The 21,656-nt window shown below is 43.0% G+C and carries 28 protein-coding genes; 27 read left to right on the forward strand and 1 reads right to left on the reverse strand.

Annotated features, from left to right (window positions below):
- Window positions 1-52: 52 nt before the first annotated feature.
- Window positions 53-1,027, reverse strand: a complete 975-nt coding sequence (locus E0Z06_RS01005) for an integron integrase (RefSeq protein WP_132581083.1) — start codon at window positions 1,025-1,027, stop codon at window positions 53-55.
- A gap of 239 nt (window positions 1,028-1,266) precedes the next feature.
- Here E0Z06_RS01005 and E0Z06_RS01010 point away from each other — a divergent pair, with 239 nt between their 5' ends.
- The 27 genes from E0Z06_RS01010 to E0Z06_RS01160 all read left to right on the forward strand — a co-directional run bounded on the left by E0Z06_RS01010 (window position 1,267) and on the right by E0Z06_RS01160 (window position 21,648).
- The gene (locus tag E0Z06_RS01010; protein WP_132581085.1) at window positions 1,267-1,695 is read left to right on the forward strand and encodes an energy transducer TonB; all 429 of its coding nucleotides are present in this window, start codon (window positions 1,267-1,269) and stop codon (window positions 1,693-1,695) included.
- A gap of 110 nt (window positions 1,696-1,805) precedes the next feature.
- Complete coding sequence (locus E0Z06_RS01015; protein ID WP_132581087.1) at window positions 1,806-2,222, forward strand: hypothetical protein; 417 nt, start codon at window positions 1,806-1,808, stop codon at window positions 2,220-2,222.
- Between the two features lie 556 nt (window positions 2,223-2,778).
- The gene (locus tag E0Z06_RS01020) at window positions 2,779-3,255 is read left to right on the forward strand and encodes a hypothetical protein (RefSeq protein WP_132581089.1); all 477 of its coding nucleotides are present in this window, start codon (window positions 2,779-2,781) and stop codon (window positions 3,253-3,255) included.
- 162 nt (window positions 3,256-3,417) lie between these two features.
- A complete protein-coding gene (locus E0Z06_RS01025; protein ID WP_008983320.1) occupies window positions 3,418-3,681 on the forward strand; it encodes a hypothetical protein in 264 nt (87 codons plus the stop codon).
- A 452-nt stretch (window positions 3,682-4,133) separates the two neighbouring features.
- Complete coding sequence (locus E0Z06_RS01035; RefSeq protein ID WP_132581091.1) at window positions 4,134-4,550, forward strand: hypothetical protein; 417 nt, start codon at window positions 4,134-4,136, stop codon at window positions 4,548-4,550.
- Window positions 4,551-4,559: 9 nt separating this feature from the next.
- Window positions 4,560-4,874 carry a hypothetical protein gene (locus E0Z06_RS01040; RefSeq protein ID WP_207903115.1) on the forward strand — a complete coding sequence of 105 codons (315 nt, stop codon included), beginning with the start codon at window positions 4,560-4,562 and terminating at the stop codon, window positions 4,872-4,874.
- Window positions 4,875-4,969: 95 nt separating this feature from the next.
- Complete coding sequence (locus E0Z06_RS01045; protein ID WP_132581093.1) at window positions 4,970-5,308, forward strand: hypothetical protein; 339 nt, start codon at window positions 4,970-4,972, stop codon at window positions 5,306-5,308.
- Window positions 5,309-5,726: 418 nt separating this feature from the next.
- On the forward strand, window positions 5,727-6,029 hold the full coding sequence (locus E0Z06_RS01050; protein ID WP_132581095.1) for a GIY-YIG nuclease family protein: 303 nt from the start codon (window positions 5,727-5,729) through the stop codon (window positions 6,027-6,029).
- Window positions 6,030-6,122: 93 nt separating this feature from the next.
- Window positions 6,123-6,527, forward strand: a complete 405-nt coding sequence (locus E0Z06_RS01055) for a hypothetical protein (RefSeq protein WP_132581097.1) — start codon at window positions 6,123-6,125, stop codon at window positions 6,525-6,527.
- A gap of 129 nt (window positions 6,528-6,656) precedes the next feature.
- Complete coding sequence (locus E0Z06_RS01060; protein ID WP_132581099.1) at window positions 6,657-7,067, forward strand: hypothetical protein; 411 nt, start codon at window positions 6,657-6,659, stop codon at window positions 7,065-7,067.
- Between the two features lie 429 nt (window positions 7,068-7,496).
- Complete coding sequence (locus E0Z06_RS01065) at window positions 7,497-7,805, forward strand: hypothetical protein (protein ID WP_132581102.1); 309 nt, start codon at window positions 7,497-7,499, stop codon at window positions 7,803-7,805.
- Window positions 7,806-8,159: 354 nt separating this feature from the next.
- Entirely contained in the window at window positions 8,160-8,684 is a 525-nt protein-coding gene (locus tag E0Z06_RS01075) for a VOC family protein (protein ID WP_207903116.1), read from the forward strand.
- A gap of 465 nt (window positions 8,685-9,149) precedes the next feature.
- Window positions 9,150-10,421 (forward strand): peptidase S41, encoded by a 1,272-nt coding sequence (locus E0Z06_RS01085; protein ID WP_165907360.1) that lies wholly within the window; start codon window positions 9,150-9,152, stop codon window positions 10,419-10,421.
- 384 nt (window positions 10,422-10,805) lie between these two features.
- Complete coding sequence (locus E0Z06_RS01090) at window positions 10,806-11,147, forward strand: hypothetical protein (RefSeq protein WP_132581108.1); 342 nt, start codon at window positions 10,806-10,808, stop codon at window positions 11,145-11,147.
- Between the two features lie 130 nt (window positions 11,148-11,277).
- Window positions 11,278-11,736 carry a nuclear transport factor 2 family protein gene (locus E0Z06_RS01095; RefSeq protein WP_132581110.1) on the forward strand — a complete coding sequence of 153 codons (459 nt, stop codon included), beginning with the start codon at window positions 11,278-11,280 and terminating at the stop codon, window positions 11,734-11,736.
- An 84-nt stretch (window positions 11,737-11,820) separates the two neighbouring features.
- Complete coding sequence (locus E0Z06_RS01100; protein ID WP_132581112.1) at window positions 11,821-12,546, forward strand: TIGR02391 family protein; 726 nt, start codon at window positions 11,821-11,823, stop codon at window positions 12,544-12,546.
- Window positions 12,547-12,616: 70 nt separating this feature from the next.
- A complete protein-coding gene (locus E0Z06_RS01105) occupies window positions 12,617-13,174 on the forward strand; it encodes a GNAT family protein (protein ID WP_132581114.1) in 558 nt (185 codons plus the stop codon).
- Window positions 13,175-13,626: 452 nt separating this feature from the next.
- A complete protein-coding gene (locus E0Z06_RS01110) occupies window positions 13,627-13,977 on the forward strand; it encodes a hypothetical protein (RefSeq protein ID WP_132581116.1) in 351 nt (116 codons plus the stop codon).
- Between the two features lie 99 nt (window positions 13,978-14,076).
- Entirely contained in the window at window positions 14,077-14,514 is a 438-nt protein-coding gene (locus E0Z06_RS01115) for a GNAT family N-acetyltransferase (RefSeq protein WP_132581118.1), read from the forward strand.
- 101 nt (window positions 14,515-14,615) lie between these two features.
- Window positions 14,616-14,915, forward strand: coding sequence for a hypothetical protein (locus tag E0Z06_RS01120; protein WP_132581120.1), 300 nt, complete (start codon window positions 14,616-14,618; stop codon window positions 14,913-14,915).
- A 449-nt stretch (window positions 14,916-15,364) separates the two neighbouring features.
- A complete protein-coding gene (locus tag E0Z06_RS01130; protein WP_086994183.1) occupies window positions 15,365-16,165 on the forward strand; it encodes a class III extradiol ring-cleavage dioxygenase in 801 nt (266 codons plus the stop codon).
- 81 nt (window positions 16,166-16,246) lie between these two features.
- Window positions 16,247-17,086 carry a hypothetical protein gene (locus E0Z06_RS01135; protein WP_132581122.1) on the forward strand — a complete coding sequence of 280 codons (840 nt, stop codon included), beginning with the start codon at window positions 16,247-16,249 and terminating at the stop codon, window positions 17,084-17,086.
- A 112-nt stretch (window positions 17,087-17,198) separates the two neighbouring features.
- On the forward strand, window positions 17,199-17,798 hold the full coding sequence (locus E0Z06_RS01140; RefSeq protein WP_125864831.1) for a GNAT family protein: 600 nt from the start codon (window positions 17,199-17,201) through the stop codon (window positions 17,796-17,798).
- Window positions 17,799-17,955: 157 nt separating this feature from the next.
- Window positions 17,956-18,414, forward strand: a complete 459-nt coding sequence (locus E0Z06_RS01145; RefSeq protein WP_132581124.1) for a hypothetical protein — start codon at window positions 17,956-17,958, stop codon at window positions 18,412-18,414.
- A 457-nt stretch (window positions 18,415-18,871) separates the two neighbouring features.
- On the forward strand, window positions 18,872-19,885 hold the full coding sequence (locus E0Z06_RS01150) for a S41 family peptidase (RefSeq protein ID WP_132581125.1): 1,014 nt from the start codon (window positions 18,872-18,874) through the stop codon (window positions 19,883-19,885).
- Window positions 19,886-20,000: 115 nt separating this feature from the next.
- Window positions 20,001-20,444 carry a VOC family protein gene (locus E0Z06_RS01155; protein WP_132581126.1) on the forward strand — a complete coding sequence of 148 codons (444 nt, stop codon included), beginning with the start codon at window positions 20,001-20,003 and terminating at the stop codon, window positions 20,442-20,444.
- A gap of 466 nt (window positions 20,445-20,910) precedes the next feature.
- Window positions 20,911-21,648, forward strand: coding sequence for a hypothetical protein (locus tag E0Z06_RS01160; RefSeq protein ID WP_132581127.1), 738 nt, complete (start codon window positions 20,911-20,913; stop codon window positions 21,646-21,648).
- Window positions 21,649-21,656: the final 8 nt, after the last annotated feature.

Below are 21,656 nucleotides of genomic sequence, written 5' to 3' on the forward strand. Positions count from 1 at the left end.
AAAAACCAGCTGGTGTAAATGCTAGTTGGTTTTATTTCTTACTGCTTACATGTTAAAGCGTTAATTGCGACAACGGGCTTTTCACCGCATTGCCGCCTTGCTTTAGTACATGAGTATAAATTTGTGTGGTTTTAACATCAGAATGGCCAAGCTGCTCTTGCACAGTGCGAATATCCATACCTGCTTCTAAAAGATGCGTGGCAAAGCTATGGCGCAAAGTGTGGCAGGTTACGTTTTTGGCTATGGCAGCTTTTTTCGCAGCAGTGCGTACGGCCTTTTGTAAACCTGACTCATCAATATGATGCCGCCGCAAACAGGTTGATTGCGGTTCAATACTTAAGCGCGCTGACGGAAACAAGTATTGCCAGCCTAATTCTTTTGGTGCGGCGGGGTACTTACGCGCCAACGCAAACGGTAACCATACCCCTGCAAAGCTATCCGTTTGCATATCCTGTTGATAAAAGGCGTCGACCAGACTAATTTGCCGGCGTAGCGGTTCTATTAATTCTGGCGCTAGCGTAACCCTGCGGTGTTTACCGCCTTTACCATGCCATACCATTAACGATAAATAGTCAAAATCAATGGCATTTACTCGCAATCTAATAGCCTCCATTAACCGCAAGCCACTGCCGTATAGTAGCTGCGTTAATAGCAAATACTGCGGATCAATAGTAGCCAATAACCGCTTAACTTCGGTTTGGGTTAACACCACGGGTAATTTTCGGGCTTTGGTAGACTGATTAAAATTAAGGTTCAACGCCAGCGGCCGTTTCAATATCTCTTTATAAAGAAAACTTAACGCATTAAGTGCTAAAGCTTGAGTTTGCACCGCAACGTGTCGCGTTACGGTCAAATGAGTTAAAAATTGCTCTACATGCTCATTAGACAGATCTTTGGGGTGCTGCTTTTTATGGAATAAAATAAAAAATTTAATCCAATACAAGTAAGTTTCTATAGTGCGTTTCGCATAACGACGAGTATGCATTTCTTCTGCAATATATTGTAAGAATGGTGACGACGCAGGCATAACTTCCCTCCTAAGATATACTGTTTAAATAAACAGTATAGTTGAAAGTGTTACTTGTGCCTTGTTAGATGGAAATTTCCGTATTTCACACCAAACAAAGTTATTCTAAGCATTTAATCTATTGTAAATTCGTAAATTATTACGTAATGTTCCACACAATAAATTTACAAAAACGGAAAAGTCCGTGTTTAAATACGGATATTTCCGCCCAATAAGCGTTAGGGCAATAAGGACGTTCAGTGAATAAATCAAATCTACTAGTAGTTTCGGCGCTCTTTGCGCTAAGTGCCTGTTCAACAGTAAATCAAACAGTTGTAACGGAATCTCTAGATTTAGTTGGTAACAAAGAAGCCGTTGAAAAGTATTGGGTAGTTGAGCGTAAAGTTGCTCCAGAATATCCGCTGGCGGCTGGCAAAAATGGTATATCGGGTTGCGTGGAATTTAAGCTTTTAATTGATGGTGACGGTAAGCCTCAAAATTTGACGGTAATTAAAAGTTTCCCTGGTTCAACCTTCAACAAAAAGGCCTATGAAGCAATGAGAAAATGGCAGTGGACACCCGCTGCTAGCAATACTCAAAAGCAGCCAGTTCTGACAACGATACAATTAGACTTCACTACTCAAAAGTCAGTTAATCATGCTGAGGCCTATGCAGCATGCAAAATTTAAATTGCCCTAACAAACAAATTTTATCGCCAGCAAAAAGCGCTGGCTGCGACGTCAACCCGCTGCGCGGCTTTCCGCGCTAAATTTGGGCGTTATGTTTTAAAGGAAATGACATGGATGTAATCTTCGACTTAGAAAAAGAAAATGCTGATTGGGCTTCTGAAATAAACAACGAGCTTCAATCGTCATTCCCTGAATTTTTTACGGAACACCCTCACATTGGCACCTCTGAATGGTGGGCTTCATTGTCGCCGGATATCTCAAAGGGCAAAATTACGCATGTTGGCCCATTCGTCGAAGATGGCCAGCTTTACGACATTGTTTCAATCGAGCCTTTGGATGACGATCTAAATGGGGCTCAACCTGGCGCTATCGGACAACCTGAGTTTTCTTTGGCAAGAGAAGATTATTGGCTTTCTGATAGTGTTCGTGAAGGTAAGTTTGTTCAGATTGAGTCAGTCACTTTGCTGCCTACTGGTGAGCTGGATGAGCATTCAATCTACATCGAGACAAAGGTATCGGTGTGGTAAAACATAACAATCCGCGTCATTCGGGGCCTGCGTCCCCTGCGACGCTCACACGTTCGCGCGCATGCGCGGGGCGTTATGCCTAAGGAAGTCAGTTGAATCGTCGAGAAAGGATTTTCAGAGTCGTCTTAACGTTAATATTCGTTGCAGCGGGGCTGCTTTGCCTGAATCAAAGTATGGCCTCGTTTTGGGTTGCGGGCGGGCCGCCAACCGACTTTCCAAATGCTTGGTATCAAAACGGCATCATTTGGGGCTGGCGTGGGTTAGCGTTACTGGTTTTCGGTATATTTTTGCAGTTTAAATGGCACAGCTTACGCTCCAGTTGGTTAGCCAAATTAATAACAGCAATTGTAATTTTGGGTATGCTGTATCCCTATGCAAGGGAGCAGCTTTTAATCGATTCGTGTCTTGATGGTGGTGGTGCATGGTCAACACAGCACTTCGATTGCAAAAAGTAAGGCATAACAAGGCGCTGTTGTCGCCACTGTCGTGGCTGGGACGGCTTACGCTACGCTCCAGCCGCCCCAAAGCTTTGCGTTAGGTGCACATGGGAGCTTAGGTGAAATTATCGATTATATTTATATTTTCATTCTTGTGTTTATTTGTAGTTAAAGCTGAAGATAAGCATGGGTTGGTTAATCTTTCAGAAAAACTGCCAAAGATTACAGTACGCCCTCTTGAACTCTCTGAAAATAAAGAATTCAGCCTTTATCATCACCCCTTTAATTCTGAGGTATATTGGGTTGTAAATGATTCTCTGTTTGACTCATCACTAGATCAAGTTACAACATATGGCTTTAGTATTTCTTTACCTTCCGCGCAAACAATTAAGTCGGTGTTTGATGGTTTAGACAAATCAATAAGATTCACAACGCATTCTTTTGGTAAAAATAAGTACTGCAAATTTGGCTACATAAACGAATCCAAGTCTAAAGTTATTATCAAGTTGTACTTTAATAATCAATTGCTTGTTGTTTCTGGTAATGAATTTTTTGTTAAACAAAACGTAGATCTAGCTTATTATTGCAACAGGTGAATAGTGCACCTAACAAACCACTGTAGTCGCCCGCAAGCGGGCTGGGACAAATACACGTAGGCTCAGTCGCTTCGCTCCCATTTTAGCCTACGTGTATTTGCCCCTAAGTGGGGCGTTATGTGACTCTCAGCATCAAGCTGATCTTTAAAAAAGGGTATCTAAATGGATTTATATTTTAATAGTTTAAACTCAGGCCAAGTAATGGCGTTTGGCTTTATGTGGAATATATTGCCAATTATAGGTGCTATCTTAGTTCATCTTGCTTTCAGTGCTGCAGTATTTAACGACGCCAACAAATTACAAAGAGAGCATGGATCTCTAGCATTTGTAAATTCTTGGTTGTGGTCTTTGGCTGTTTTAGTTGGTGGTGTATTTGTTGCTTTAGCTTATTGGGTTATGCACCATTCAACAATTGCTAAACATTAAATGTCACATAACAAATTACTAAATTGCGTTCCGGCCACAAAAAGCGTGGCCTCCACGGGACTGCCTACGCTGCGCTGCGGCAGCCCATTAGTAATGCGTTAGCAGGTTTTCGGGTTTTAACGGTTTTAGTTTGTAGTTCTATTTTGGCTTTGCTCGTGTTTAGTTTTCTTAGCGGCAGCGCCAAAAGTTAACGTGCGCCAGTTTGTTGGTTTGGTGCAATCTTTGTTGGCACAGCGGCGTTGTTCTTTGTGGCTTCGCTTAAATTGTTTTACAGGTTCCAGTTGGCGCACCGTTTCGCAGCTTACTGGTTTAGTTTTAATTAAAAGCAGTTTGCCATTGTTTAGGTTTGCCAGTGCGGCAAGCCGCGCAAGTTTGGTGCAGGCTGCTAACAAACAAAGGCACGGCGACGCGTACCGCGCGCTTGCTTTGGGCGTTATATTTTTTGAGTAGTCATGAGCACGATAATTAGAACTGTATCAACGTCACTACTTTTATTTATGTTGCCGATAACCGCTTATCAGGCATACAAAATATTGCTTATTGGTAGCTGTGATCCAAAATTTGGCTGTTGGGGCACCTTCGAACTTAGCTTGTTAATTGGCTCAGCGTACGGTTTTATATCTTTAGTTGCACTAATCACGGTTCAGTTGGTATCCAAAGTAAACATGCTCAACGGACTAGCTGTGCTGGTAACACTGCTACTCGGAGCAGCACATTGGTTTGTGCTTTCGATTGAGCTTTTAGATTCACTAACCATGCAAGTGCTATTTTGGCTGGCGTTGTCAGGTGTGTTTTATTCACTTGCAGCTGTAATTTCAAAAAAATATAACAAGCAAAGCCAGCCGACGCGTACCGCGCAGCTGCTTTGAGCGTTATGCATGAGTAAGACCGTGGCATCAATGGATATAGCTAGAAGAGTACAGATCGCAATGCTAGGCGAGGTTCCTCATACACTTCGCTTTCTTTACGTGTCGCTAATTGATAACAAGTTGAGTTTCCATGCGGTTTTTACTGATGATGCAACAGACGATCATCTTGAATCAGCAAGTTGCGTGTTAACGGAAATAATTGCTAGTTGTCCACGTAATGTAGTTCTCAATGAAATTATTGAACGAGATAGTAAAAAGCGATGGAAAATAGGTGGCGGTGACAATCTTATGTATTTAAGGTACGGAGAGTTAAGTCATGCATAACAAGGCGCTGTTGTCGCCACTGACGTGGCTGGGACGGCTTACGCTGCGCTCCAGCCGCCCCAAAGCTTTGCGTTAAGTGTCATGGAGAACATGAGATGGATATGAAAGTAATCGACGGTATTATTGTCGGCGCTTTTGGCGGCGCAGCAGCAGGAGTTGTTGTTTATGCTGTCCAATATTTTCATCAGAAAATAGTTTTCTTCGTTGAATGTCGTCGAGTCCATAAGTGGTTGGCGGAGCACACAACATTGGAACTAGGGAAAGAATTTAGGTCTACTAGAACAATTGCCAGTTGGAATAACATTACAGAAGACCGCGCTCGTTTTATCTGTAGTGCCCACAAAAAAATATACCTTTCGACTGGCCCAAAAGAAGACATGTGGGGCATTCATTTAAAACAGTTTCCGCGGAAAGATTTTGGCAATGACACTTAACAAGTTGCTTAATTTCGTTCCGGCCACAAACAGCGTGGCCTCCACTGGACTGCCTACGCTGCGCTGCGGCAGCCAATTAGCAAAGCGTTCTGTCTCGCCGGAAGCACGGTTAGATTCAAATGTAATTTAAAGGTTAATTGTTAATAACGAAATCGGATTGAAGAGTTTGTACTTTTATGCAACGCTTGAAGCGCTTGCGTCGCAGCTGATGCTAGCATGCAGTCGGACAAAGCCAGCCAGCTTCAAGTAAGGTTCAAACTGTCACGTCCCCGGCGAGTCGTTCCCAAGAGAACGATCTATTCGCAAAACAACAAGGAAAGTTGCAGTATGTTGTTCCGAAACGAATTAACACAGAACAAGACGCTACAACGGACGCGCCAAGCCGCGCCGTTGAGCTAAGCGTTATGCGTAAGTAATTATGAAGCAAATCTATAAAATCACTTACTTAGCTACGAATAAGATTTATATCGGCAAAGTTGCTTACGAAAGCTTTCGTTATTTTGGTAGCCCGGATATTGAAGTCGTAAATGAGGACTTCAGTAAATTGCCAATAGAACAACAAAAAGATTACACCGTTAGAAAGCAAATATTATGGGAATCTGATAGCTGCACAGATGCAGAGCTAGCTGAGAAAGAAATTGAATTCATAAGACTGTACCAGTCAAACAACCCTGAGATTGGCTATAACAGGTGGCCTAAGTTTAATGTAGGTAGCGCATAACAAACGCCACCAAAACGCCGCTTCGCGGCTCGACTCGCAACAAGTTGCTCGCGTTTGTGGCGGGCGTTATGTTGTTAGAGAGAGTAGCGAAATATGCAACATTTGAGAGACTTAAAATATTGGTCGAAAGGATTAGCAATATTTCTATGGTCACTTTATTTGACAGTTTATTTATTTCTTTTTAAGCAAATTGAACCTGAAGAAACTAATAACTTAAAGACCTTCATAGGTCTTGCAATATCAGTTTTGATTGGTGGTACGTGGTGGAACTTTATAACCAACTTGTATAACACACCACGAAACTATTATGACCATAAGTATTTTTTTGCTGCATTATCGGCATTGCTAATTCTGGGAAGCGCAATTTGGGTTTTAAGCTTATTTCCGCTTTATAACGGCTCAGATAAAGAGCTTTATACAAAATTTACAGCGGCGTTTGTATTAGTGCATATGGCATGTATATTTATTGTGCCAACTTGGATGATGACTAGAAAATAATATGTACAACCACATAACAAGTTGCTTAATTTCGTTCCGGCCACGAAAAGCGTGGCCTCCACTGGACTGCCTACGCTGCGCTGCGGCAGCCAATTAGCAAAGCGTTAGCCATTCACAAGGAGAAATGCAATGAAGAAGTTCATTTTACATTCAGTGGTATTGATAACAGGAATTTCCATAGGCTATGCCCTTAATTACATTGGCGATAGTGGCTCTAAATTAAACAGTTTAGAGCAAAAGGATATTTCCTTTTATGTCTACGAAATAAAGTCTCAGCTATCTGAGGATTTTGAAAGTTTTAACGAAAGTGCCGCAAGGACATATCAGCTTTCAGATGGGAAAGAGGTTGATGTCAAATTTAGTACATCAATTGATGACAAGACCAAGATGCCAATCGTAAAGGTCTATGTTGACGATGAAGCAATCAATATTGACCGCAATGGAACAGCTGTAATCGATAACGTCTTAGTAAGTCTGATAGATTTAGATGCTTACTCCAAAATAAATAAAGAGTACATCGCTGGTGCAAATAATGGCTAACAATACGCATCACTCGCGGCCTATGGCCGCTGGGATGCCAACCCGCTTCGCGGCTCGCCGCCCGTGTGCTTAGCGTTAGCAGGTGTTCGGGTTTTAACGGTTTTAGTCAGTGGTTTTGTTCGGGCATTGCTCGCGTTTGGCTTACCAAACGGCACTGGCAAATAGTCAAAGCTCGCCCGTTTGTGGGTTGGCTGCAAAAGGTTAGTAAGTTTGCGTTGTTCTTCGTGGCTTCGCTTAACAGTTTTACAGGTTCCGGTTGGCTCGCTGCATCGCAGCTGGCTGGTTTAGTTTTTAATTAATAGCAGCTTGCCGTTGTTCAGGTTTGCCAGTGCGGCAAGCCGCGCAAGTCCGGTGTAGGCTGCTAACAAGGCCAGTCAAGCGACGCCAAACAGCGTCGCGCTTGCTGGCAGCGTTATATGACTCGATAAGATGAAATTACCAACAAAGAGTGAAGTCATTGTAGGGTTTATATTTATATCCGTTGGTGTTCTGACGCTGAGTTTCTTTCCAGCGTTTGTAACATCCGGCTGGTATGCGATACTTTTTGGTGTAGGCTTTTTTCTTTTTCCTGGGCCTCAACTCAGAGAAAAATACAAACAAACTGAAGAAACAAAAGAGCGTTGGCGGCAGAGTGCCAAAGTTGAAAGTTCAAAAAGCTTAAGTTGGTGGGCGTCTCCGTTTCCGTGGGCTTTATTCGTCTGTTTAGTAGTGGTGGTTGTTTTTGCAATCGTCACATAACAAACAAATATTAACGCCAGCAAAAAGCGCTGGCTGCGACGTCAACCCGCTGCGCGGCTTTCCGCGCTAAATTTGGGCGTTAGCAGGTTTTCGAGTGTTAATGGCTTTAGTTTATCGTTTTGTTGCGGCTTTGCTCGTGTTTCGTTTTCTATAGCAGCAAAACCAAGCCATTAAAGTTCGCCAGTTTGTTGGTTTGGTGCAATCTTTGTTGGCACAGTGGCGTTGTTCTTTGTGGCTTCGCTTTACATATTTTTAAGTTCCGGTTAGTGCGTTGTTTCGCAGTTAACTGGTTTAGTTTTAATTAAAAGCAGTCTGCCGTTGTTTAGGTTTGCCAGTGCGGCAAGCCGCGCAAGTATGGTGCAGGCTGCTAACAAACAAAGGCACGGCGACGCGTACCGCGCGCTTGCTTTGGGCGTTATGTGCTGGGAGGCATTTTTGCGCAACAAAATTAAATATTTTACTTTTGCATTCTTTATTTTATCTGCATTATTCCAATCCACAGTACACGGCAAGGAAGAGCGCATGTCAGGGCCAGCGCAAAACGGTGTTCTTATCTACTCTGGCGATTTGAGCAACCTATCAGAGTTTTATGAAAAACTTTTTGGTATGCGAGTTGTTCGCAAAACCAATGATTTTATTAGCTTAGAAACGAATGGCTTCAACTTAATCATTCATGTGCCACCATTCGATATTCCGACTAAAGCCTTCAGCTCCATTAAGCTTTTCCTCACGGTAGATGATATGGCTATGTCGCGTGAGGAGGCTGTTAAATTAGGTGGTCAAGCATTTGAGGGCGAGTGGAGCAATCCAATATTTAAAGTATCAAACATCGCAGATCGTGATGGTAACCACATTCAACTTCGTCAATTTAATAAATGATAAAAAGTACGTTATTGGCAATAGTAATGGTTAAAGCACATAACAATGCGCTGTTGTCGCCGCTATCGCGGCTGGGACGGCTTACGCTGCGCTTCAGCCGCCCCAAAGCTTTGCGTTAGCAGGTTTCCGGTGTTATCGGTTTTAGTTTATCGTTTTGTTGCGGCATTGCTCACGTTTGGTTTTCTTAGCGGCAGCGCCAAAAGTTAACGTGCGCCAGTTTGTTGGTTTGGTGCAATCTTTGTTGGCACAATGGCGTTGCTCTTTGTGGCTTCGCTTAAACAGTTTTACAAGTTCCAGTTGGCGCGTTGTTTCGCAGTTAACTGGCTTAGTTTTAATTAAAAGCAGCCTGCCATTGTTTAGGTTTGCTAGTGCGGCAAGCCGCGCAAGTTTGGTGCAGGCTGCTAACAAACAAAGGCACGGCGACGCGTACCGCGCGCATGCTTTGGGCGTTAGCAATCATAGGGAATGCGAAATATTATGGTAAAAGTGGCGGCAGTATGGGTGGCTCTATTGCTATCTTCGTGCGGGTATGCGCAAGACGATACGACACGTTGGCAAGAGGATGTTGACGTTTACGCAAAAAAACTGATCGAAGGGCATATAGATCCTTTTCACACACTTTCACAAGAACGCTTTGATGATGAGATCGTAAGGATTAGCGAAAACATACCTCATAAAACAGAAAACGAAATACTGATAGAGCTCATGAGGCTAACCCGGAAAATTAACGATGGGCACACCTCTTTTCCGCTATGGGGGCTGGAGTATGACAGCTTCCCTCTAGAGCTGAAATTATTTGGCAATGACTTATATGTACTAAGCACAACAAGCCAACATAAAGACCTTCTGGGATCGAAGCTTGTCTCCATCAACGGCGTGCCTTCTCTCGATGTTATCCGTCTCTTGTCAGAAATAACGCCTTTCTCTGAAAACGAATTCTCCACTGCCGTAAGATCTGCTAGCTATTTCCCCAATGCTGCCATTCTAAGTGGGCTTGGAATAGTTGAGAATGAAGACGATGTAAAATTCGTATTCGATGTTCAAGGAGAAAAAAGGGAGACTAACCTTGAATCCAGCCGTTCACCAAAGCTTAATGCTCGAATATCACACTTCAACGACGCAATATTCTCTGCTGATGAGAAGGTGGATAATAATCTTTGGTATGGATCTTCATCAGATAATAAAACCGTATACGTTAAATTTAGAAGATACACATCCATTCCCAAAATGGAACATTTTTCGAGGGAGCTGCTTGGCTTTATTAACAAAAACAAATCTGAGAACCTCGTTATCGACCTTAGAGACAATTATGGTGGAGATTTCTTCGTAGGCCTGAAATTAGCACAACAGCTGGTACTCGCAGATACCATCAACTGGAAATCGGGAGTTTACACACTAATCGACAATGTTACATTTTCCGCAGCAATGAGCAATGCGGCTCAATTTTCACAAATTTTAAACAGCAAGCTGGTGGGATCACCAACGGGTGCCAGACCCTCTGGGTATCAAGACATGGGGCAGTTTACACTTCCGAATTCTGGACTTGAAGTCACCTTTTCGAAGCGGCTGTATAGCTTCAAAGACACTCAACGAGACGCGCTGTACCCTGATGTCCACATCGAAACATCAATTGAAGATTACAAAAATGCATACGACAGGCAGTTGAGGTGGGTGTTGAGCGATATAAAAGATAGAGGTAGCCATGATAACAAAACATTGCAGCGGACAAGCCGCTGAATGCGACGTTAGCAGGTGTTCGGCTTTTAACGGTTTTAGTCAGTAGTTTTGTTCGGGCATTGCTCGCGTTTGGTCTTCTTAGCGGCAGCGCCAAAAGGTTAAGTTCGCCAGTTTGTGGGTTTGCTGCAAACGGTGGTGGCGGTGGCGTTGTTCTTTGTGGCTTCGCTTAAATCAGTTTTACAGGTTCCGGTTGGCTCGCCGTATCGCAGTTGGCTGGTTAAGTTTTTAATAAAAGCAGCCTTGCCGTTGTTTGGGTTTGCCAGTGCGGCAAGCCGCGCAAGTTCGGTGTAGGCTGCTAACAAACAAAGGCACGGCGACGCGTACCGCGCGCTTGCTTTGGGCGTTAGCAGTGCAATTAACCTCAACCTTAAAAGGAAGTAAAAAATGAAGAAATTACTACTCAGTGCAGTTGTTTTAGGAATGAGTCTAGCTGTTTCAGCGGAAACCTATGACGTTTCCGCTTCTTACAGTGCCGGTACAGAATACTCCGGCGAGCTAGTTTTCCGTGTTGATGAAGGCAAAAGTGCATCTTTTTCAAACGAGCAAGTGCAGAGTTTTGCGGTTGTAGTGAGTAAAAAAACAGATAGTCAGGTTCTAGTTAACTTTGATTTTGCAGGTGGGGCTTACAAAAGCGAAGCAGAGGTTGTCTTAGAGCTTGACCAACCAACAGAATTTAATTTTAACGATCAAAAATTTACTTTTTTAGTTAAAAAGCATTCCAGTTAAATATTTGTGGCAGCACACGCACTGCTAACAAGGCGCATCACTCGCGGCCTTCGGCCGCTGGGATGCCAACCGCTACGCGGTCGTCACCCGTGTGCTTTGCGTTATGTGAATCTTTAAGAAAGGAGTTTTTGTGAAAAAATTATTTATCTGTTTGGCTGGTTTTACGTTTTTCAGTGCAAGTACTTTAGCTGATGATTTTGACTATGATGCCTTCGTTAAAGCGTATTACCATGCAGAAGTGATGACTCAGCAACCGAGCGCAACAAAGGAAGACCTTGAACACTATTTGTCTTTTCTGACGGAGGATATTGGATATCAGCATTTTCCCAATGCACCTGATGATTCGCGTGAACCAGATGGCAAAGCCATGATGCGTAAAGGCATGAGCTACTACCTTGGTGTTCACACAGAATACAAATCGGAACTCATCGACTATCAATATGGTTACAATGCAGTTTCTATCAAGCACAAATTCTCAGCAAAAGGTAAGCGGTCAGATGGTTCAGACTTTAGCTACAGCAAAGTCGCTCTGGATGTTCTTGAACTTGAAAATGGCAAAGTTTCTGTTATCCGTCGGTACAGTGAATAATTCACATAACAAAAAAAGCCAGCCGACACCAAACAGCGGCGCGGCTGCTTTTGGCGTTATGCCAAATAAGGGTATATTCGAGCAATGAATTACAGATTGGTCGCAGTGGAAGTGGGGGACTTGCTTAAATACGATACGTCTGTGAATCAGATTAATCGAATTGGGCAGGCTCTATTTCGGTTTCAGCGGGAGAACTTTCCGAATGATTCGATTACTTCTGTAAGGGCTCAAGCTATCCACGATTGGATTCTTTCGCTTGCTAAGCAGCAAATGGAGAACGACAAGAGGAATGATCTTCTTGTGACATTCTGCAGGCAAATATGTCCTGATCAGTTCTCCCGCGAAATTGAAAATATTCTTGATAAAGCAGGCATAAACTCGGCTTCTGTAAACAAAGAGGCATTAGCAGAATTCATGGGGCGGTCTTATCATTCTGAGATAACTAAGCACTGCAAGACGCTATTCCTACAGTCACATTATTTTCATGCAGTGTTCGAGGCGTGCAAGGTATATAACAAGCTTGTTCAGTCAAAATCACTTTCCCATAAGGACGGGCAAGCATTAATGCTTGAAGTTTGGGGTGCCGATAATGGCGTTCTTAAAATTACTCCTTGTCAAACCGACACAGACAAAAACACTCAAAATGGTATAAAGTTTTTATCTGCTGGTCTAATGCAGGCAATTCGAAATCCTACTGCACATGAGCCAGCCATTGACTGGCCTGTAAGCAAGCAAGATTGTCTTGACCTATTGGGCTTTTTGTCTTTTTTGTTTAGGCAGCTAGATAAAGCCGTGTATTTCAAGGCATAACAAGTCGTTCAAGCCGACAGCGCTCCGCGCTGCGGCTTAACTCCGGCGTTATGTTGAAAAAGGAATTTAGATGGTATTTCCATCACTAGAAACTGATCGGCTATTACTTACAGAACTTTGTGTTGATGATGAAGCTGATCTATTCAATTTGTTTTCCAACCCATCTGTGGTCGAATACTACGATTTAGATGTGTTTCGCGAACATAGCCAAGCAGCAAATTTGATTAGTCTTTTTAAATCAAGATATGAGGAGCAGCAAGGTATCAGGTGGGCTATCCGGTTAAAGTCATCAGGTCGATTGATAGGCACCTGCGGCTTTAATTCGTGGAGCAGCAAAATGAGTAATGCCGTTATTGGTTATGATCTGCTGCCTGAGTTTTGGCGGAAAGGGTATTCCTCAGAAGCTGTTCGCGCCATTATTAGTGCTGGATTTGCAGGGATTCTTCCCTGTGGTGAATTGCATCGAGTCCAAGCTGATACAGTTCCAGGCAATCGTGCCTCTGAATCATTGCTGCGTCGGCTTGGATTTAAAGAAGAAGGGCTTCGGCGTGAGTGTGGTTATTGGAAGAATAAGTTTCATGATCTCAAATGTTTCGGTTTGCTCCGTTCAGAGTTCAGTGCAACATAACAATCCGCGTCATTCAGGGCCTGTGGCCCTTGCGACGCTCACAAGTTCGCGCGCATGCGCGGGGCGTTAGCAGGTGTTCGGGTTTTAACGGTTTTAGTCAGTAGTTTTATTCCGGCTTTGCTCTCGTTTGGTTTTCTTAGCGGCAGCGCCAAAAGGTTTAGCTCGCCAGTTTATGGGTTTGCTGCAAACGGTGGTGGCGGTAGCGTTGCTCTTTGTGGCTTCGCTTAAATCAGTTTTACAGGTTCCGGTTGGCTCGCCGTATCGCAGTTGGCTGGTTAAGTTTTTAAATTTGCACAGTGGTGCATTTGTTCAGCTTCGCCAGTGCGGCAGTGCCGCGCGGGTTTTAATTTAAGCTGCTAACAAGGCGCATCACTCGCGGCCTGCGGCCGCTGGGATGCCAACCGCTACGCGGTCGTCACCCGTGTGCTTTGCGTTATATGCAAAGGATGTTCATGCTCAGGTTCTTAGTTTCTAGTTTTATTCTGGTGGCCTCAATTTTTTCCGCTCAGGCCAAAGGTGACTGCGATATTTCGGGTATTTGGAATCATTCAGATAAGCCTGCAAAACTATTAATCGACTTAAACAAAGCTGAAGCCACAGTCTATTCCCATGACAACCATATGAAAGCCGTTGGATTAGTTGTTTTGAAAGCTGTAAAGCCAGCATCACATGCTTCGTTATGGGATGCGCAGATGTATAGTGCAGAAGACGATTCATTTGTTGATGTTCAAATAACTTCGAAAGACTGTAATCAGTTAAATGTTGTTTATCAGGGCGACAAGGTTCTAAATCTTGTTAGGTAAATTTGCATATAACAATCGCCATCAAAAGCGCGCCCGTTGGGCGCTCGACTCGCAACAAGTTGCTCGCGTTTGTGGCGGGCGTTAGAGCTAAGGAAAGTCATGAGTATCACACTGGAAGAAGTTACTAGTTCAAATTATGAAGCGGTTTGCGACTTGGATGTCACAGATGAGCAGCAGGAGTATGTTGCCAGCAATATGTGGTCGCTAGTTGAATCACATTATTGCCAAGGCCATACCTGCAGAGCAATATACCAGAACGACATCCCTGTAGGTTTTTTTATGTGGGTATCTGAAACGCCTGAGAAAGTATCTATCTGGCGTTTTATGGTTGATCAGCGCTATCAAAAAGCAGGGATTGGTAGAGCGGCTTTAAATTTGGCTTTAAATGAAATCAAAGCTTGCGACAAAGTAAAAGAAATAGAAATTTGCTATGACCCTGAAAACCCAGTGGCCAAAGATTTTTACTCAAGTTTTGGCTTTCAGGAAGTGGGTTTGGATGAAGATGGTGAAGATATGTTGGCAATAATCAAGCTGTGAGCTCTAACAATCGCCAGCACAACGCGCCTGCGGCGCTCGACTCGCAACAAGTTGCTCGCGTGTGTGGCGGGCGTTAGGCTTAATGGAGTATTTAGAAAGTAATGGATTTATTTCTGGCTAATGTAATCACCGTATTTTTCTTTGTTTCAGCGTATTTGCTGGTGAAAAAGTGTCGCTTAATCAGGCAGCGTACTTCATATCTTTCCGCATTTTCTGTTGCTGCTGGACTTGCTGTAGCGCTCTTATTGGTAAGCTTCTGTTTCGCTTTAATTTTAGGTGCGGCGCTACCTGATATTTATGTAAAAACCTTTGCTTATAAAGCTGTATTTGTTTGGCTTATTCTGGCAATAAACTGGTTTTGGCAAATGGTTAAGCAGCAATCGGGTAGTAATTATGCCTAACAAGCGCCATCAAAAACGCGCCCCTTGGGCGCTCGACTCGCAACAAGTTGCTCGCGTTTGTGGCAGGCGTTAGCAGGCATTCGGGGTTTTAACAGTTTTAGTCAGTGGTTTTGTTCGGGCATTGCTCGCGCTTGGTTTTCTTAGCAGCAAAGCCAAAAGGTTTAGTTCGCCAGTTTGTGGGTTCACTGCAAACGGTTGTGGCGGTAGCGTTGTTCTTCCGGGCTTCGCTTAACAGTTTTACAGGTTCCGGTTGGCTCGCCGTATCGCAGCTGGCCGGTGTAGCTTTAAATTTGCACAGTGGTGCACTTGTTCAGCTTCGCCAGTGCGGCAGTGCCGCGCGGGTCTTAACAAGGCGCATCACTCGCGGCCTGCGTCCGCTGGGATGCCAACCGCTACGCGGTCGTCACCCGTGTGCTTTGCGTTAGCATTCTCCTATTAAGAGGATCGTGATGAACACTAAACCTCAAATATTATTTTTGTCTCATGGCGGCGGGCCGATGCCACTTCTAGGTGATGTTGGGCATAAAGAAATGATTGATTGCTTGCAAAAAATCTCATCTATTTTGCGTAAGCCATCAGCCATTTTAGTGGTAAGTGCGCACTGGGAAGAAAAAATCCCAACCATTACTTCGGGCGCCAACCCTTCCCTTATTTACGATTACTATGGATTTCCAGAAAAGTCTTATAGTATTACCTATCCTTGTCAGGGAGAGCCATCACTGGCGGAGCAGACCTATAAGCGGCTGGAGCATTCAGGTATTTCCGCAAAACTTGATGAGCAGCGCGGTTTTGACCACGGTCTATTTATTCCTCTGAAAATCATGTACCCGGAGGCAGATATTCCGTGCATTCAGCTCTCTCTTGTCGATAATCTCAGTCCAGCAGCTCATGTCGGGATAGGGCGAGCAATCCAAGACTTGGAGTATGAAAATTTACTTATAATTGGTTCTGGTTTCTCCTTTCATAATATGAAAGCATTTTTTTCATCTGAAACCAGTGAATCAAAAACTTTAAATGAATCTTTTGAAGCGTGGCTGCTAGAGACTTGCACTAACAGTAGTATTACTGAAGAAGAAAGAGAACAAAGATTTATCCAATGGGAAAAAGCCCCCGGTGCTCGTTACTGTCACCCAAGAGAAGAGCATTTATTGCCGTTGCACGTTTGCTATGGAATAGCTAATAGTGTTTGCACTAAGTCGTTTGAGCTAAAGATTCTAAATAAAAAATCGAGCATGTACATCTGGTCATAAAATGCTAACAAACGCGTCAATTAGGACGCTCGCAAGCTCTCGCCTATTACCCGGGCGTTAGGCATATAAAAAGGTTTCTGAGTGTTATTCGAAAAATCATCAAAAAATAAGAAAAAAAGGTATGAACTCGTATTTGATTTTTTTGCTTACGGGTATATTGCTCTTATTTTTATTATATTGTTCTCTTTAGCTTTAACAGCAATAGCTTCGATAACTGGTGATAAAATTAAAGGTATAGATGTTTTAAATTCTTTAGCGCAAATAGCAACTGCGGCTGCATTCATTTTTGCCGTATACCAATACAGAAAAAATGGGGATAAAGAGCGTCAAAATATTATTGCGGCTGAAGCAAAATTACTCACAACAAGAATGGCAACGGTAGCTGACAAATCTAAAGAAAACACAAAATACACAATTGAAGATATCAACGATTTCATAGCTTTAATGTCGAACTTAGGTACTGATTTTATGGCTCTTTATGAGGCTTTGACTGATGATATTCATAAAGCGATGGTTAGGATGAGGTGGCAAGATATGCACTACAATCATCTTTCTAAAGCCTTACAAGTATTCACCATCGATCAGCTTTTTGAAAACTTGAGTCTCGAAAAAGACTTTAGGGGGTATTCTTTTTATAATTCACGTTTTGATCATTCAATCACTTCAAAGCATAAAATTTTTCAAGAGTATTTTTTCTCATTAAAAGTGTTAAATGAGATGAGTATAGGTGAGGAAATCACGCCAAAATTTGAAGGTTTATTATTATTTGAAACATATTTCTTTGACGCTAAAGAAACAAATGATCTTATGTATGGCTTACTTTCGCAATTAGATTTAAGAGCTACAGCTCCTTTACTTGCAGCCATTAAAGAAAAGCAGAAAGTGTATAATATGCCTAACAAGCCAATTAAGCGGGACTAAAAACAGTTTGCTCGGTTTCGCTTCGCTACACATTTTAGCAAACAATTTTTAGCCCCTTATTGGGGCGTTAGGCGTCCTCCGTGCTAACCATATAAAGATATTCGAGTACACCATGATCTTTGTCGAACCTGTCACTCTCACTGCGCGCGGCTTAAGGCTCGTGCCGCTCGAACTCAATCATGAAGCCGGCCTGCGATCCGCCGCCGCGGATGGAGAGTTGTGGAACCTACGCATCACATCGGTGCCAGCCCCCGATGAGACACGCGGATACATTGATACTGCCCTGCAAGCCAGAGAGGAGGGCCATCGTATGGCATTCGCTGTTATCGAAGAGGCTAGCGGTGCGGTGCTTGGATCCACGAGCTACCACGATATTCTGCCTGCCGTAAAACGAGTGGAAATTGGCTACACTTGGTATGCAAAGCGTGTTCAGCGCACCCATGTCAATACCACCTGCAAGCTATTGCTCTTGACACACGCTTTCGACACGTTGGGCTGTAACGTGGTCGGCTGGCGAACCGACAACTTCAACTACGTCAGCCAGCGTGCGATCGAGCGTCTAGGCGCGAAGAAGGACGGTGTGATACGGGGCAACGTACTTCGCCGCGACGGCACCATTCGGGACACGGTGATGTACAGTCTGCACAAGGGCGAATGGCCTGAGGTTCGCGCACAACTCAATTATTTGTTAAGCCGGCCAGGCGTTCAATGAGGGAGATTATGCGCTTGGTTGGCAAAACGCCTAACAAGGCGCTCAAGACGGACGCAATAGACTCCGCGCCGGTTGCGCATGGCTTCGCCATTTTATGCACAACCGGTGCTCCGCTATTGCGCCGCTTAGCTTGGCGTTAGGCATTTTGGAGAGTTCATTGGCAGTTTATGAAGTTAAGTGGAAAGAATTAGCAAAGTATATGACGCGTCAATTGTCTATTACTTTGGCGGTTGGTTTTGTCGTTCTAATGCTTATCAGGTACGTATCTACGGGTTTTAGCATCGAAACAACATTTGAGCACATACATTTGAATCACATACCTTTCGTATTTTTAGGTATTTTCCTTTTTAGTCTCACGTTTGCTTTCTTAATAAGTGCCTTATTGCGATGCGCTCGAGTTACCATTAGTAATGAAACTATTTCGGGTAGAAACTACTGGCTTTTTAAAAAAGAATTCAAATTGGAAGATATTGAAAAATCTTTTCTTTTTTCGAGTAATGGCATGCCTGTTGTAGTAGTTGATGCTGGTAAGAACGGGGATATTTATATACCTATTCATATTGAGAATTCTGAAGAGCTATTTTCTATCTTGGATAAATATCAGAAAAGTGCCTAACAATCGCCATCAAAAACGCGCCCGTTGGGCGCTCGACTCGCAACAAGTTGCTCGCGTTTGTGGCGGGCGTTATAAATGTTTAAAGGTTAAACGTCAGCTTCGGATAGATTGCGGTATTTACTTTTGAATTATGTGCTAGCTTTCAAAAGCCCGTAGCGTTGTTCCGGTGCCGTTAGGAAGTTTTGTAAAAACCCACTTCGCATTGTGGGTTGCTAATAAGAAAGGTCGTTGCCATCATCGGCAGCAGTAATTTAAACGGGTGCAACGGAATAGCATTTGTATTCTTAGTAAATTCATTTCGTGCATTTATAACAAATCGCAGCAGGTTCGCACGCTTCGCGTGCTGGACAGTTTGTAAGTCGCGTCTTTGCGGTTTTGCTACGCAAAAGTAATCCGCAAAGCCACAACTTACAAACTGCCCCCTGTGCTCAGCGTTATATGACTCAGGAAGAACCTAGTGCTTAAATTCTTAGCAGGTGTTTTGTTTATACCTTATGTAACTTTTGCTGACACGACAGTAAGCCCAGATAGGCTGGAAATTATCAGTAACCTGAAGCAAGAAATTGCTAAACAATATGTCCTCGAGGACAAAAACCCTGCGATATTAGATTCATTAAAAATATTATCTTCATCTGAAGAGCTACAGCTTGTTTCGGGTGATAAAGAATTTGCAGAAGTAATTGATAGTAATCTAAAAAAGTTTGATAAGCACTTTAGCTTTTCATGGAAAGCTAATGAAAAAACAGGCACCAATCAATCGTCAGAAAGTTATTGGGAAAAACTTGAGCGTAAAAACTCTGGATTTAGTAAAGTTGAAATACTGGCAGGTAATGTTGGTTATATTGATTTTTGGGGTTTTGATAAAGTAAACAGTAATTCAACAGAGCGTGTAGCCAATGTAATGGCGATGGTTTCTGATGCTAGCGCTGTTATTTTCGATCTCAGGAATAACGGTGGCGGACATCCAGAGATGTCACAGCTAATTAGTAGTTATCTATTTAAAAATAGGACTCATCTGAACAGTATTTATTGGCGTTATTCTGGTGAAGTTGATGAGTTTTGGACCTTCAGAAAGGTTAAAGGAAAAAAGCTTGTCGATGTTCCCATATACATTTTAACAAGCAACAAGACGTTTTCCGCCGCTGAAGATTTTGCTTATAGTCTACAGAGCTTAAAACGAGCTGTAGTTGTTGGTGAAGTTACTGGCGGCGGTGCTCACCCTATGCGCTTTTTAGACTTTGGCAATGGTTTTGTTGCAGGTATCCCATACGGAAAAGCAATCAATCCGGTAACTAAAACAAATTGGGAATGGGTTGGTGTAAAACCTGACTTAATTTCATCGAAAGAAGACGCTTTTAATCTCGCATATTTCACGGTGCTGGAAAACTTAGTAAAAGCAGAATTGAGCTTTGCCGCGAAGAATGAAATAGAGAATAAAGTAGAAGAGTTGGCTATGGCTCTGCGAGATTGAGCGATGAGGTTTAAACCGTCATATAACAATCGCCATCAAAAACGCGCCCGTTGGGCGCTCGACTCGCAACAAGTTGCTCGCGTTTGTGGCGGGCGTTATGTGCTTGGAGGCATCTATGCGCAACAAGTTTAGTTATTTTGCTTTTGTATTATTTGTTTTATCTGCATTATTTCAATCCACAGCACACGGCAAGGAAAAGCACATGTCAGGGCCAGCGCAAAATGGTGTTCTTATCTACTCTGGCGATTTGAGCAACTTATCAGAGTTTTATGAAAAACTTTTCGGGATGCGAGTTGTTCGTAAGACCAATGATTTTATTAGTTTGGAAACGAATGGTTTCAATTTAATCATTCATGTTCCACCATTCGATATGCCGACCAAAGCGTTCAGTCCTATTAAACTTTTCCTTACGGTAGAAGATATGGCCATGTCGAGAGAAGAAGCTGTTAAATTAGGTGGCCAATCATTCAAGGGTGAGTGGAGTAATCCAATATTTAAAGTGTCAAACATCGCTGATCGTGATGGTAACCATATCCAACTCCGTCAATTCAGCAAGTAAAGGCATATTAAATTACGACAATGGTTAAGGCACATAACAATACGCTGTTGTCGCCACTATCATGGCTGGGACGGCTTACGCTGCGCTCCAGCCGCCCCAAAGCTTTGCGTTAGCAGGTTTTCGGGTTTTAACGGATTCAGTTTGTAGTTTTATTTTGGCTTTGCTCGTGTTTCGTTTTCTATAGCAGCAAAACCAAGCCATTAAAGTACGCCAGTTTGTGGGTTTAGTGCAATCTTTGTTGGCACAGTGACGTTGTTCTTTGTGGCTTCGTTTAAACAGTTTTACAAGTTCCGGTTGGCGCGCTGTTTCGCAGTTAACTGGTTTAGTTTTAATTAAAGCAGTCTGACGTTGTTAAGGTTTGCTAGTGCGGCAAGCCGCGCAAGTTTTGGTGTAGGCTGCTAACAAACAAAGGCACGGCGACGCTTACCGCGCGCTTGCTTTGGGCGTTATATTTCAAGGAGGATTGGTGAAGCATTTAGTTTTAGTTTTTTCTTTTCTGGTCGTTGGTTGTACTAGTTTAAATAATGCTGGTGAAAGTAGCCAAAATGCTGAAATTTATGTTGGTATCAAAAACGGAAATCTCATTTATCAGGGCAAAATAACTGAGGCTTCAAATAACGCAATTTTTTCATTACTTAATGATGCTGAATTAAAACCAAGTCGTCTTGTTATAACCAGCAATGGCGGTGAGATAGGTGCGGGGATGGATTTAGGGCGTTGGGTCAAAGATAACAAGTTGGATGTTGAAGTTAATGGCGTATGTGCATCATCTTGTGCAAACTACGTATTTCCAGCTGCTCATACAAAGTACTTAAGAAAAGACTCGGTTTTGGTATGGCATGGGAGCGCTTGGCAATCCGATTGGGATGTTGAAGAAGAATTTGTCGACATGTTTAATACTCACATAACTTTAATGCGGAAGCAGGAAACTAAATTTTATTCAGATATCGGCATTGATAATCTAGTTACCATCTATGGTCAGACCAAATTTAATTTCTGGGATTATATTCAGAATTTTTTGGGCAAGGGAGCGGTTGGGTATGACTACTCGTTGGCTGACTTGCAGAAATTTGGACTTACTAATATCGTACTCTTAGATGGCGAATGGGATTGGAGAAAATATCGGCCTGATAGAGCAAATCTGGTTAAGCGTATCAAGGTTGACGATAATTTTGAGTTTGAGCTCCGTAGATTTGAAATATAACAAAAAAA

Source organism: Rheinheimera sp. D18, assembly GCF_004345025.1.
In the GTDB taxonomy this organism is placed as follows: Bacteria; Pseudomonadota; Gammaproteobacteria; order Enterobacterales; family Alteromonadaceae; genus Alishewanella; species Alishewanella metallidurans.